This window comes from Salinicoccus siamensis, from assembly GCF_042429615.1.
Classification (GTDB): domain Bacteria; phylum Bacillota; class Bacilli; order Staphylococcales; family Salinicoccaceae; genus Salinicoccus; species Salinicoccus siamensis.
Genome location: NZ_JBHMAH010000015.1, coordinates 115,273 through 127,898, shown reverse-complemented (window position 1 = coordinate 127,898; position 12,626 = coordinate 115,273). Strand labels below are relative to the sequence as shown.

General features: G+C 43.9%; 14 protein-coding genes and 3 tRNA genes. 1 reads left to right on the top strand and 16 read right to left on the bottom strand.

The window, feature by feature from the left end; genetic code table 11:
* Positions 1 to 82: 82 nt before the first annotated feature.
* The 4 genes from ACFFLE_RS07105 to ACFFLE_RS07090 form a co-directional block, all read right to left on the bottom strand.
* Positions 83 to 156 (bottom strand) — tRNA-Gly (locus ACFFLE_RS07105).
* Between the two features lie 29 nt (positions 157 to 185).
* Positions 186 to 273 (bottom strand) — tRNA-Leu (locus ACFFLE_RS07100).
* A gap of 91 nt (positions 274 to 364) precedes the next feature.
* Positions 365 to 436: transfer RNA gene (locus tag ACFFLE_RS07095), tRNA-Glu, on the bottom strand.
* Positions 437 to 756: 320 nt separating this feature from the next.
* A complete protein-coding gene (locus ACFFLE_RS07090; protein WP_380570441.1) occupies positions 757 to 1,224 on the bottom strand; it encodes a hypothetical protein in 468 nt (155 codons plus the stop codon).
* 298 nt (positions 1,225 to 1,522) lie between these two features.
* Between ACFFLE_RS07090 and ACFFLE_RS07085 the strand changes: the two genes are divergently transcribed.
* The gene (locus ACFFLE_RS07085; RefSeq protein ID WP_380570440.1) at positions 1,523 to 3,079 is read left to right on the top strand and encodes a catalase; all 1,557 of its coding nucleotides are present in this window, start codon (positions 1,523 to 1,525) and stop codon (positions 3,077 to 3,079) included.
* A gap of 43 nt (positions 3,080 to 3,122) precedes the next feature.
* Here ACFFLE_RS07085 and ACFFLE_RS07080 read toward each other — a convergent pair whose 3' ends face one another.
* From ACFFLE_RS07080 to ACFFLE_RS07025, 12 genes are all read right to left on the bottom strand, one after another.
* The gene (locus ACFFLE_RS07080) at positions 3,123 to 5,258 is read right to left on the bottom strand and encodes a Tex family protein (RefSeq protein ID WP_380570439.1); all 2,136 of its coding nucleotides are present in this window, start codon (positions 5,256 to 5,258) and stop codon (positions 3,123 to 3,125) included.
* Between the two features lie 85 nt (positions 5,259 to 5,343).
* Entirely contained in the window at positions 5,344 to 6,120 is a 777-nt protein-coding gene (gene sigB / locus ACFFLE_RS07075; RefSeq protein ID WP_380570438.1) for an RNA polymerase sigma factor SigB, read from the bottom strand.
* Positions 6,095 to 6,571, bottom strand: coding sequence for an anti-sigma B factor RsbW (rsbW, locus tag ACFFLE_RS07070; protein WP_380570437.1), 477 nt, complete (start codon positions 6,569 to 6,571; stop codon positions 6,095 to 6,097). The genes sigB and rsbW overlap by 26 nt, the downstream gene beginning before the upstream one ends.
* A 1-nt stretch (position 6,572) precedes the next feature.
* Positions 6,573 to 6,899, bottom strand: coding sequence for an anti-sigma factor antagonist (locus tag ACFFLE_RS07065; RefSeq protein ID WP_380570436.1), 327 nt, complete (start codon positions 6,897 to 6,899; stop codon positions 6,573 to 6,575).
* A 79-nt stretch (positions 6,900 to 6,978) separates the two neighbouring features.
* Entirely contained in the window at positions 6,979 to 7,995 is a 1,017-nt protein-coding gene (locus ACFFLE_RS07060; protein WP_380570435.1) for a PP2C family protein-serine/threonine phosphatase, read from the bottom strand.
* Between the two features lie 45 nt (positions 7,996 to 8,040).
* Positions 8,041 to 8,415: a type II toxin-antitoxin system PemK/MazF family toxin gene (locus tag ACFFLE_RS07055; RefSeq protein WP_344700767.1), complete on the bottom strand. Its 375-nt coding sequence runs from the start codon at positions 8,413 to 8,415 to the stop codon at positions 8,041 to 8,043.
* Complete coding sequence (locus ACFFLE_RS07050) at positions 8,416 to 8,580, bottom strand: hypothetical protein (protein ID WP_344700768.1); 165 nt, start codon at positions 8,578 to 8,580, stop codon at positions 8,416 to 8,418.
* 69 nt (positions 8,581 to 8,649) lie between these two features.
* The gene (alr, locus tag ACFFLE_RS07045; RefSeq protein ID WP_380570434.1) at positions 8,650 to 9,801 is read right to left on the bottom strand and encodes an alanine racemase; all 1,152 of its coding nucleotides are present in this window, start codon (positions 9,799 to 9,801) and stop codon (positions 8,650 to 8,652) included.
* A gap of 12 nt (positions 9,802 to 9,813) precedes the next feature.
* Positions 9,814 to 10,167, bottom strand: coding sequence for a holo-ACP synthase (gene acpS / locus ACFFLE_RS07040; protein ID WP_380570433.1), 354 nt, complete (start codon positions 10,165 to 10,167; stop codon positions 9,814 to 9,816).
* Positions 10,164 to 10,637, bottom strand: a complete 474-nt coding sequence (locus tag ACFFLE_RS07035) for a PH domain-containing protein (protein WP_380570432.1) — start codon at positions 10,635 to 10,637, stop codon at positions 10,164 to 10,166. Before ACFFLE_RS07035 ends, acpS begins: the two co-directional genes overlap by 4 nt.
* Positions 10,591 to 12,117: a PH domain-containing protein gene (locus ACFFLE_RS07030; protein ID WP_380570431.1), complete on the bottom strand. Its 1,527-nt coding sequence runs from the start codon at positions 12,115 to 12,117 to the stop codon at positions 10,591 to 10,593. Before ACFFLE_RS07030 ends, ACFFLE_RS07035 begins: the two co-directional genes overlap by 47 nt.
* Complete coding sequence (locus tag ACFFLE_RS07025) at positions 12,110 to 12,574, bottom strand: PH domain-containing protein (protein ID WP_380570430.1); 465 nt, start codon at positions 12,572 to 12,574, stop codon at positions 12,110 to 12,112. The genes ACFFLE_RS07030 and ACFFLE_RS07025 overlap by 8 nt, the downstream gene beginning before the upstream one ends.
* Between the last annotated feature and the right edge of the window lie 52 nt (positions 12,575 to 12,626).

Here is a 12,626-nt window from a genome sequence, read left to right as displayed (position 1 = left end):
TAACCATCCGGTTTATTGGAATTAACGTTGACATATTGTCATTCAGTTTTCAATGTTCTCTCGTTGACTGTAAAAAAATTAATGGAGCGGGTGATCGGAATCGAACCGACGACATCAGCTTGGAAGGCTGGGGTTATACCATTTAACTACACCCGCATTATAAAGTTGCTTATCCCAAAAATAAATGGTGCGGCTGAGAGGACTTGAACCTCCACGGGATTAACTCCCACTAGGCCCTCAACCTAGCGCGTCTGCCGATTCCGCCACAACCGCATTTATAATATCTTTTGTTTTTAGCGACATACTCTATTGTATATCAGCCGTTTTAAAAAGTCAACAACCTTTTAAAACTTTTTTAAGAGAATGACCCGTACGGGACTCGAACCCGTGTTACCGCCGTGAAAGGGCGGTGTCTTAACCGCTTGACCAACGGGCCAAAGGAATATTGCAACGATATTTATAATAACGGGTTTTGTTTTGGAAGTCAACGCTTTTTATTGATTTTATTATATTTCTTTTAAAAAGCTTTGGATGTCGCTAAATCACTGGTCGTCTTTTCTTCATAATAACCGTGTTTCTACTATATAAGTGTCCGATTTGGAATTGGACTTCCTTACCATTACTCACATACATCATATTGATAAGACCTTTCTAACATGCGGAAACTAACTTCAGTCATAAGGCAAGGTTTTGGAATGGTTGCCTATGTTACATTCTACATATCTTCTGGTGCATTCTACTCATTTACTCCCAGTATCAATCCGTTTCAGATTCTTCAATGAATATGTAGGATTCATTAACCCCCATATAACTTTCATAGACATTCTTTAATTGGGACACTTCCCCGCCCTCATCTAATTTAACTTCATCACTTTCACCACTGTAACTATAATAATCAGCATCATTCTTTTCAAACTGGATAAAGGTCATGGCTAAGCTTGTTCCCCCATCTTTTAGTTCAATGGCCAACCGGTCATCATCTAGCGTATAATGTCCTTGATACTCATTTCCCAGATACTCAAGTACTACTTCATCGTCTGTTTCAAAATCGAACACTGCCATGTGCGAATTAAAGATGACTTCCTTATCTTTTTTCTCTTCCTCAGTGATGGTCGGATCATAATTGGTCAATCCCAATTTCTTACCTGCCAACTCTGACTCCCCGTCACTACACCCTACTAGAATTAAAAGAGCAAAGCTGAATATCATTATAAAATTCTTCATATGCCCTCCCTCCTCACAGTAGTCTGTGCGCTGAACCTATCATATATAAACTTACCATGAGAATTCAGAAAAATGCAATAGAATATATTTTTAAATTTCTGTAGAGTCATCAGCTATAGACTAGAGTTCAATTGCAGATGATTTTCGATTTTCAGCAGACAATTGATTATCAATTTCGAAGATACTTCTTTAGTAGTAATTTTCATGCATAAAGATTGTTTTTTTTTCTCACTATGTTATTATTTATTTATAATCATTCTAAACAAGATTATAATATTTTCTTGGAGGGACTACATCTATGGACTTTGAAAATAACGGCAACAAGCCTGGTACTGCCCGCAGCGGTGGTGGCACTCAACCTAGGAAGCAAGGCAAAGGTGCATCCGAAGATCGTCTGACTACTCTCTTTGGAGCTCCGGTAGGTGACAGGGAAAATACAATGACTGCAGGACCGCGTGGCCCAGTAGTTATGCAAGATCCTTATTTCCTTGAACAGATGGCGCATTTTGACCGTGAAGTAATTCCTGAAAGACGGATGCACGCGAAGGGTTCTGGGGCATTCGGTACTTTCACTGTAACACACGACATTACACAATATACAAAGGCTAAAATATTCAGCGAGGTCGGCAAACAGACAGAAATGTTCGCGCGCTTCTCTACGGTAGCCGGAGAACGTGGTGCTGCAGATGCTGAACGTGACATCCGTGGCTTTGCACTTAAGTTCTATACTGAAGAAGGTAACTGGGATCTGGTTGGAAACAATACGCCAGTATTCTTCTTCCGCGACCCTAAACTTTTCGCAAGTTTGAACCACGTCGTTAAACGCGATCCTAAAACAAATATGCACAATGCCGAGAGCAACTGGGATTTCTGGACATTGCTTCCTGAAGCACTGCATCAAGTCACAATACTGATGACAGATCGCGGCATCCCTAAAGGGTTCAGAAACATGCATGGATTCGGTTCCCACACTTACAGCATGGTGAATGCAGACAACGAACGCGTCTGGGTGAAATTCCACTTCCGTACAGAACAGGGTATCGAAAACCTGACAGCCGAAGAAGCTGAAGAAGTAATTGCGAAAGACCGCGAATCCTCCCAAAGGGATCTCTTCAACGCAATTGAAGATGGCAATTTCCCTAAATGGAAGATGTACATCCAGGTCATGACCGAAGAACAGGCCAAAAACCACTACCACAACCCATTCGATTTGACTAAAGTATGGTATAAAGATGAGTATCCACTTATCCCGGTTGGTGAATTCGAACTCAATCGCAACCCTGAAAACTATTTCGCAGAAGTTGAGCAAGCAGCATTCGCCCCGACCAATATCGTTCCGGGCATCGGCTTCTCACCAGATAAAATGCTTCAAGGACGTCTCTTCTCCTATGGAGATACTCAGCGCTACCGTCTTGGTGTAAACCACCACCAGATTCCTGTGAACTCCCCTAAAGGCGCAACAGGTGTCTGCCCATTCAGCCGTGATGGTGCAATGAGGGTTGATGGCAACTTAGGTTCACACACAAACTACTACCCTAACAGCTACGGTCAATATGAAGACGATCCAAGCGTTAAACAGCCACCTCTCGAAATGGATGGTTTGATTTACGAACACGATTTCCGTGAAGATGACGACCACTATTATGAGCAGCCAGGCAAACTTTTCAACCTCCAATCTGATGAAATGAAGCAACGTATATTCACTAACACAGCAAGTGAGATGAGCGGAGTTTCCGACAAAGTGAAACATCGCCATATCAGAAACTGCTATAAAGCCGACCCGGCTTACGGTGAAGGTGTTGCAAAAGCAATGGGCATCAACATTGAAGATGTAGATATGGACAGTAATGAATAATAAATAAAAATATCCCGATCGAATCATTTCGATCGGGATATTTTTATTTCATGCTCAATGAGATCCTGCCTTTTCCTTCATCTATGTCAATTACTGTGACATCTACTATGTCTCCGACACTGACTGCTTCCATTGGATGTTTGATGAATTTTTTCGTCAATTTTGAAATGTGTACGAGCCCGTCCTGTTTTACACCAATATCAACAAATGCGCCAAAATCGGTGACATTACGGACTGTTCCAGATAGTTTCATGCCTTTTTTCAAGTCTCCCATCTTCAACACATCAGATTTCAATAGAGGCACCTCGTACTCATCCCTGATATCACGCGTTGGTGCTTTCAGGCTATCTACGATATCAAGCAGTGTCGGAAGACCGATTCCGAGATCTCCGGCCACCTCTTCCAAGTTCACTTGATGCAACGCTTCCGCCAGCTCTTTTGTGCCGATATCAGACTCGGTCATGCCGATAAGGGAAATCAGTTTATAAGTCTCCTTATAGCGTTCGGGATGAATCGGTGTCTGGTCGAGTGGTTCTTTTCCTTCTGCCACACGCAGAAAACCGACACATTGCTCGAAAGTCTTTGCTCCAAGGCGGGGCACCTTTTTGATTTCATTGCGCGACTTGAAGCCTTCGTTTTCTTCGCGGTATTTTACGATATTCATACTGATGGCAGGAGACAATCCCGCCACATGTTGAAGCAAAACATGCGAAGCCGTGTTTACATCGACTCCCACTTGGTTCACTGAAGTTTCAACGACAAAATTAAGCGATTCATTCAAAAACTTCTGGTTGACGTCATGCTGATATTGCCCGACTCCAATTGCCTTAGGGTCAATCTTGACCAGTTCACTGAGCGGATCCTGGACCCTTCGGGCTATGGATACAGCACTCCGTTCTTCAACATTGAAGTGTGGGAATTCTTCACGTGCCACCTCAGAAGCTGAATAGACGCTTGCCCCAGCTTCATTGACGATAATGAATTTGACATCTAAATCCTCAGATTGCACCAGCTCACTGATGAACAGCTCGGTTTCGCGCGAGGCCGTACCGTTACCGATTGCCAGAAGCGTAACTTTATACTCATCTATCATCTTGAGCAGCTTGTTTTTCGCTGCATCCTGCTTAGATTGTGGCGGATGCGGATAAATCACATCTTTATCAAGGAATTGACCGGCAGCATCGATTACTGCAAGTTTACACCCTGTTCTGAAGGCCGGATCCACACCAAGAATAACATGGCCTTTCAGGGGTGGCTGGAGCAGAAGCCGCTTCAAATTCTCTTCAAATATATGCACAGCATGCCGCTCACTTTTTTCGGTCAATTCTTGTCTGACTTCCCGTTCGATGGAAGGGATGATAAGACGTTTTAGGGCGTCTTCAATAGCTGTCTGTATATATCGTCCGGTGGCTGAACCTTCTTTTATGGTCTGTTTGCCGATATATCTCTTGAAACGTTCTATATCGTAATCGAATTTTACAGTAAGCACACCCAATTCTTCACCCCGATTGATCGCCAATATCCTGTGCGGTACGATTTTACCGATGGGCTCACTGTAGGTATAGTACATTTCGAAGGTGTTTTGTTCATCTTCAGCATTCTTCTTCCTCTTGGTCATCAAATCTGCGCTCTCTTTGAACACCTTCAATATATACGCTCTATATTTGGGGTTGTCTGATATATCTTCAGCAATGATATCAAGGGCCCCTTTGATGGCCTCTTCTTCAGAACCCACTTCTTCAGTCAAGTAGCGGCTTGCTTCTGTTTCCACGTTTTCTGAAGTCTGGCTCTTGATGAATTCAGCCAGGTTCTGCAGGCCCTTACGCTTTGCCTCGGTTGCCCGCGTTTTTTTCTTCTGCTTAAATGGCCTGTAGAGATCTTCCACCCTGTTCAATACGGTCTGTTTTTTTATGTCCTGTGCCAGTTCTGCAGTAAGGAAGCCCTGCTCATCAATGCGTCTAAGCACTTCCTGCTTACGCTTCTCCAGATTTTCGAGATATGAAAAGCGGTCTGAAATTGCTTTAATTTCTTGTTCATCCATACCACCGGTCATTTCTTTTCGGTAGCGTGCTATGAACGGGACGGTATTCCCCTCTTGTAGAAGCCCGAGCACATTCCCTATATCTTTTGCCCGTTTTCCTGTTGTTTTTTCAAGTTCTTTGATCAGCGTTTCGTTCATCTTATCTCTCCTGTTTTAAATCTGGTTGATCCTTATATATTATAACACTGAAACCCCCCATCCTTAAGGATGGGGGGTAGATATTCTACTCTTTCTCACTCACTGCCTGGCGCAGCTTATTGATTGCGGTGCGCTGAAGTCGCGATACATGCATTTGACTGAGGCCGATGCGCTCTCCCGTTTCTTTCTGACTCAGACCTTCCATGAAGGTGAACTGGATAATCTCCCGTTCCCTGTCTGAAAGTATCGGAATCACCTTTTCCAGGATCAGTCTTTTTTCTGACAGATCATAGTTGTCATCGGACTGTCCCATGACATCAAGCAACGTTACCGTGGATCCGTCTTTATCTGCCTCAATGGAATGATCGACACTCAATGCATTGTAGCTTTGACCCATTTCCATCGCTTCCAGCACGTCTTCTTCTGAAACTTGCAGATGATCTGCAATTTCACTTATCTTTGGAGACCGTTCCAATCGATTGGTGAGTTCGTCATTCGCATTTTTGATCTTGGGGCCGATTTCCTTGATTCTCCTCGGGACATGCACGCTCCATGTCTTATCCCTCAGATACCTTTTGATTTCACCAACGACTGTTGGGACTAGGAATGCTTCGAAACGTCGATCAAAGGATACATCGAACCTTTTGATTGCGCCAAGAAGCCCAACCATGCCGACCTGCACAAGATCCTCATGATGGCTTTGACCCTTTGAATAGCGATAGGCAAGAGATTCGATGAGTTTCTTGTAGTGTTCTGCCAATCTCGCTTGAGCCGCATCATCCCCATTCTCCTGATGGCTGCGAATCAGTTCATTAATATCTTCCGGTGTTAATTTTCTATCGATTGACGATTGTTTCTCCATTCGAATGCACCTGACTTTCATTAATAAACTTCGTCATGCTGATTGTGACGCCAGGATCTTTTTTAATATAGACTTCATCCATTAGTGTTTCAATCAGGAATAGTCCCAAGCCTCCCTCTCTGAGGTAGTTGATGTTGTCATCTTCAGTATAAGGACCCAGTTCCTCTTTTACTGCTTCATAATTGAAACTCTGACCGTGATCTGCAACGATGATTTCCACTTTTTCAGTGTATATCGCAAAACCAATCAGTACTTCTCCACCCTTTTCTTCATCATAGGCGTGTTTTACTGCATTGGTGACAGCTTCTGACACAGCAATTTTGGAGTCTTCTATCTGATCATAAGTAGCTCCTACCCTTGAAAGTACGCCGGACAATGTCAATCGTATCAATCCTACATACTCGGCGCTCGAAGGAAATTTCATTTCTATATAATCGTAATTCTCTGCCATACTATTCAACCCCCGACGCTTCGTTGATATGCATAAGATCTCTCAAACCTGTAATTTCAAACAACCTTAATATCCGCTTTGTCACTCCAGTGACATAAAGTTCTCTATCGTGTTGGTTCAATTCCTTTAAAGTACCGACGAAAATGCCGAGACCCGTAGAATCCATATATTCGACATCCGTTAAATCTATTCTGATATCGTGACTGCCCGACTGGCGGATGGGTTCCAAGATTTTCTGCAACTCAGGTGCAGTATAGACATCTAGTTCCCCTTTAAGCACAATCACATATTCTTGTTCTCTCTCTGTTGTATCGATATTGAGATTCATTAAGTTCCACTCCCATTCAACTTAAATACATAAACACTTCAAGCTTTACCCGTATATGAAATTTCTAAACACATAAAGCCTAATTTTTATTATTTTTTAATATGAATAACGTCAGATCATCTTTTTTATGCGGGTTCTGGACACGCATGAGTGATTCATAGATATACTGGACAATATCCTGTGGATGATGATCCTTCACTTGTTTGATCATATCCTTTACATAGTCGAGCTCGATGAATGTATCGTCATGCTTCCTTAGTTCCGTCACACCATCAGTAAATACGATGATCATGTCCTTGGGCCCGAGCCGTGCTTCCTTCTGCTCATAACGTGCATGCCGCTTTACTCCAAGGACAACCCCTTTGGCATCAATTTCTTCGAATTCATCCGTATCGTGCCTATATAGCAGGGCAGGCTCATGTCCTGCCGAAGAGTAATAGAACCGGTTTGTGCTATGATCATACAAACCATAGAACATGGTGACGAACATATTTTGATTGACGTTCTTCTCGACCACCCTGTTCAGTTTCCTCAGACTGTCGCTCGGCAATTGGGAATAACCATAAGAATCCATGCCGAACTTTATCATGCTCATCGCAATTGCGGCCGGTATCCCCTTGCCTATGACGTCAGCAATCGCAAAACTGAGCATGCCGTCATTATGGTCGATAATGTTGAAATAGTCTCCGCTGACTTTTCTGGCGGGCACGCTGATGGCGCCGATTTCCATCGTGTCAAACGTTGGGATTTCGGTCTTCAGCATCGTTTCCTGCAGACTGGCTGCGACGTCCATTTCCTTATCATGGATTTTAAGCTTGTTCATCATGGATCTATAATCCCTGTATGTAAATCCAAATGAGATGATCACTTCTTGCAGGATGTCTAAAGATTGCTTTATGAGGGCGCCATCTTCTATTCCCATATCGTCAAGGAGCTCCATATGAAGCGAAACAATCTCCTCAGGTGAGGTGTCCATTTCAATGACTTCTTCGCTGAATGATTGGCACAGATCCATAGCTTTGTCTGCATCTCCCCCATAAAGGTAAAGCTGGATGATTTCCCTGTATTTATTTACAATATTATCAATATACGTCATGATTTCACCTCATACTGAAAAAAGACTTTTGTACACAAAAGTCCATCAGCTTTTCATTTTCTTGGATTTCCTGGGTTTTTTCGGCAGGAGATCAAGGCTTATCATCAACGCCTTGTCCACTTCTTTCATCTTTTCTTCATTCAAATATGTAAGTTTTTCCCTAAGTCGCTTCTTATCGATTGTACGGACTTGTTCGAGCAATATGACCGAATTCTTGTCCAGATTATATGTATCCTTTGAAATCTCCACATGTGTAGGTATCTTGGCTTTGTCGATCCGGCCAGTAATTGCGGCAACTATCACAGTGGGGCTGTGGTAGTTGCCGACATTATTCTGGATGATCACTACTGGACGTTTACCACCCTGTTCAGAACCTTGCACAGGTGAAAGATCAGCAAGATATACTTCGCCTCTCTTCATCTATTCACCATCTTTACTGTAAACGAGGAAATCTTCGTTGCATTTTTGTGCTTCACATTCAAGCTCGTGACTTTCAGACGCAATGGAAAGGTTGATCTCACTCATCTCTGTATATCCATGTTCAAGAGAGAGTACTGTGCTGCTGCACAATGTCGTGTTCATCATTACTAGACCACTCCTCTATTACATCGCTATTCATAATAATGATAACATGTATAAAAAATCATTACTAGTTTATTTTAAAACTTCATTGCTGATGCGACTACCGTCTGTGCCATGGTAAATACGCGGCAGTCTGCGGCCGAGCTTGCACATAGATTCGTAAGGTATCGTATCCACATAATCACTGTAGGATTCCATAGACTGTGCGGAATGCCGTTTTGGAGTGATGATATGTACTTTGTCCCCCAATTCAACATGGTCAGGAACACGGATCATGATGTAGTCCATACATACGGTCCCGACTACCGGGCAGGATGTGCCGTCCTCCAGAGCCACTTTATAACCTGTGCGTGAACGAAGGAAGCCATCCGCATAACCGATCGGCAGCGTGGCTATGGTCACTTTCTCATCTGCGATATATTTCAATCCATAACTGACCCCCTCTCCTTCTTGCAGCACATGTGTATCCACTACATGGGTCACCAGGCCGACGGACGGCTTCAGCTCGACAGGTGATATCCCCGCTATGAAGTCAGACGGATAATATCCATATAGGGAGAGGCCGATGCGCATGGCATTGCATTCATCTGCCTCAAGATGAAAGGCACCTGCTGAATTTTGGACGTGCACAAACTGAGGTTTTTTAACTTGCGAAATAATGGATTTGAATGTTCCGTACTCTTTGAAGGGGCGTTCCGAATCAACCTCCGCTGAACTGAGGTGACTGAACAGGCCTTCATAGGTAAGGTAAGGAGAGGCCTCTATCAACGCAATCATCTGATTAACCTCTTTGATGTTGGATACACCCAGTCGATTCATGCCACTGTTCACCTTGATATGGACCCAGACACCCTTTCCATCATCATCTTCGATAGCCTGCTCCGCTCTTTTAAGCCATTCATAGCTCGGGGCGGTGACAGCTATACGGTGCTTTATGGCTTTGTTCATATCTTCCGGCCTGATCGGTCCGAGAATGAGTATCTTCTCCCTGATGCCATGCATCCTCAACTCGACCGCTTCATCCAGCGTACCGACTGCAAAGAAATCCACACCAATATGGGACAAGTACTCTGCAACAGCAGTGCTGCCCAACCCATATGCATTCGCCTTTATGACTGCGATGAAAGTCTTATCAGGATGCATTCCACTCACAGCTTTATAGTTGTGTCCGATAGCTGCCAGATCGACATCGACAATTGTATCCCTATAGTACTTTTCCGACATATCTCAATCTCCTCATCCCTTATTTTCAAGTATCACTGTGGCAGTGGCATAATGATTGGAGTGAGAAATTGAAACATGTGCGCACTCCTCTCCGCTTATGAAGGGTTTTCCCACCTCATCATTCAGACAAGTGATGTCTGAAAAAGTGATACGTTCCCCTATGCCACTGCCCAGAGCTTTACTATATGCTTCCTTGACCGCAAAGCGCCCAGCCAGATACTCCATCCTTCTCTTTTCGCTGCTTAATGTCCTGTAGACTTCCATTTCCTCCTCAGATAAAATCCGCTTCGACAACCGTCCGCCTTTATCTTCCGCGGCTTTGATCCGTTCGATTTCAATTATATCGGTGCCTAGGCCTCTGATCATATGGTTCTCCCTGTCTTTTCATTGATTAGTGTCCTGATATCATTGCGCAGATGGTCAGCTTCACCCGACTCGAGTTCAGGTATGTGGATAGGTGCTGCAGATGTTCTCAGGGTAACCCCTTTGAGAGCGTACCGTTTCATCAACGGACCAACTGTCGTATCAATATTCTGTACTCTGAACAGCGGTACAGCAAGTTCTTCTTTGAAGATGATTCCTTTATGGATACGTATTTCATCGCGAGAAACATCATAACGGAAATATTTATATTTCAATTTCGGCATCAACCATACATTGATCAGGCTGATGTAGATGAAAATCACAAAAGGTATGAGCGGCACCCACCATGGCAGCCATTCCCATATATAGAAATGCAGTATCGTTGCGGCAACCGCCACCAGCAATGCAATCAACGCGGCAATCCCTTCACGAATCCGCCACACCGTGATCGATTTCGGTGATATCTTTTTCATTGGAAGCACTCCTTTCAGCCCACTGCCAGATAGTATCCACATCTTTTTGGTCAATGAACTTCAAGGTCGCCCGGGACCCCATCATCCCCGCGGCGGTGACCAGCGTTATAATCCCGAGTTCAGACCGCTTAAGAAACGGGTTATACGCCCATTCCGCTTCTATCAATTTATCCGATTTGATGATATAGTGCGAACGCTTGAAAAACGATGTGGTCATCAGATTGATCTCTTCATCCCGGATTGTATAGCCACTGTTATGGGCACTGTAAAAACCAGATAGGGCGACAATGGTGAGTAGTGCCAAGCCAATGGTCCACATATAGTCAAACCAGAAATAATGGATGATGGCGCTGATGGTGAAGATGCCTAAAGCCATCACTTGGAAGTATCTTCTGTATCCCCTGACCGGTACGATACGTGGAGGGACTTCTATATGATAATTCGGGAAAATCTGTTCTGTAATCCTATATAGGTCATCTCTTTTTATGAAGGGCAGGATTTCAACCTTGCCTTCGACATCGTCCCCTTCCAGGGAATCACTCGTAATCGTTGCAGCCAATGAATAATAGCCGATCATCCTACGGATGATCGAATCCCTTACAATAATGTTCTGAACCCGGTTGATGTTGATGCTTTGATGTTTCTTTTCAATCAACCCATATTCGACGACAAGATCATCGTCTTTCATCTTGAGCGTGTATTTATGGTATTTGATCATAAGGATGAGTATGCCTATTGCATATCCCACAAGAATGAAGGAACCTACTGCAAGCATATAAGCCCACAAGACACTCTTGAATGCCCCTTCAAAATAGTCGAAATAGCGCTCCAGCAAAAAGTCCGCTCCGATGATGTTGATGAAGCCGAATGCCAGCGCAAGGAAAGTACCTAAAGCGCCGCTGGTCATGCTCATCAGAAGGAGCGAGCGGTTACTCATCAGATAAAGTTCCGTGAACTCCTGGGGGTCCTCCGCTTCATGCCGAGGCCAGTCGCTCGAAGCACCGATAATCGCCTCACCTTCTGCCTGTGACTTCTCATCATAGAGTATTCTCTGCAGTGATTCGGCTTGGGTTTTCTTCATTGTATCAATACGAATGGCGTCCCCCGGAGTGATGATCTCCAATTTCACAGCACCGAACATACGATGGAATATGGGTTCGCTGAAATCAATCGATTGTATCCTCCCTATATCAAGTTCTTTCTCCCGGTTGGTAATGACCCCGTCCTTGTAGATGAATTTGCCCGCTTCTATCCAAAACCGTGTCCGATATTTATTCAGGAAATCCATACCTCCGAACAGCACGATGGCAAGAACCAGTACACCGATAAAAATGACAATATATTTGAGCGAGACTTCACCTGAGAATATGACGTCACGTGAATTGAAAAGGATTATGATCAATGGAATCCAGAGATTTTTGACGCCATTGACGATACTGCCAAGATAAGCGACTGGGTGGAGTTTCTGCGGGCTATACATCTGTATGTGCCTCCTTCACCTGTTGTATGATGGTTGCTTTCATCTCCCGTGCCTCGTGCAATTTCAGAGGGGGCATCACCATGTTCGAACTGGCCGTTGATACTTCCAGTATGGCGAAATCATGCCTTCTGGAAATCGGGCCCGTTGCCAATTTGGCACCCTGCACTCTCTGGATCGGCACCATTTTTGTTGCGATGCGGAAAAACCCCTTTTTGACTACGAGGCGCCCTTCATCGATTTCATAACGGGTCACTTTTCTATAGACAAACGGTCTTATGAAGATGCCCATTATCAATAACATGATAAGCACCCCGCCCGTTCCAAAGTATACCCAATGACTCCATTCAAGATAAAAGGTAAGGGCACTGGCCACAATCCCTATGAGCAACCATAGGGTGAAAGATGCCAAATAACGTTTTTGCATATATGGAACTACTTCATCATGCACTTTTTTCATGTTTGCCTCCACTTATATATCGATTATACATTATGACGATTAGCCTTATCCT

Coding starts and splice junctions, on each gene's coding strand:
- rsbW (WP_380570437.1), bottom strand. CDS start 6,571: ATGGCAGAGAATTACGATTATATAGAAATGAAATTTCCTTCGAGCGCC.
- ACFFLE_RS07035 (WP_380570432.1), bottom strand. CDS start 10,637: ATGAAAAAGATATCACCGAAATCGATCACGGTGTGGCGGATTCGTGAA.
- sigB (WP_380570438.1), bottom strand. CDS start 6,120: ATGGAGAAACAATCGTCAATCGATAGAAAATTAACACCGGAAGATATT.
- alr (WP_380570434.1), bottom strand. CDS start 9,801: ATGTCGGAAAAGTACTATAGGGATACAATTGTCGATGTCGATCTGGCA.
- ACFFLE_RS07085 (WP_380570440.1), top strand. CDS start 1,523: ATGGACTTTGAAAATAACGGCAACAAGCCTGGTACTGCCCGCAGCGGT.
- acpS (WP_380570433.1), bottom strand. CDS start 10,167: ATGATCAGAGGCCTAGGCACCGATATAATTGAAATCGAACGGATCAAA.
- ACFFLE_RS07090 (WP_380570441.1), bottom strand. CDS start 1,224: ATGAAGAATTTTATAATGATATTCAGCTTTGCTCTTTTAATTCTAGTA.
- ACFFLE_RS07080 (WP_380570439.1), bottom strand. CDS start 5,258: ATGAACGAAACGCTGATCAAAGAACTTGAAAAAACAACAGGAAAACGG.
- ACFFLE_RS07065 (WP_380570436.1), bottom strand. CDS start 6,899: ATGAATCTCAATATCGATACAACAGAGAGAGAACAAGAATATGTGATT.
- ACFFLE_RS07050 (WP_344700768.1), bottom strand. CDS start 8,580: ATGATGAACACGACATTGTGCAGCAGCACAGTACTCTCTCTTGAACAT.
- ACFFLE_RS07060 (WP_380570435.1), bottom strand. CDS start 7,995: ATGACGTATATTGATAATATTGTAAATAAATACAGGGAAATCATCCAG.
- ACFFLE_RS07055 (WP_344700767.1), bottom strand. CDS start 8,415: ATGAAGAGAGGCGAAGTATATCTTGCTGATCTTTCACCTGTGCAAGGT.
- ACFFLE_RS07030 (WP_380570431.1), bottom strand. CDS start 12,117: ATGTATAGCCCGCAGAAACTCCACCCAGTCGCTTATCTTGGCAGTATC.
- ACFFLE_RS07025 (WP_380570430.1), bottom strand. CDS start 12,574: ATGAAAAAAGTGCATGATGAAGTAGTTCCATATATGCAAAAACGTTAT.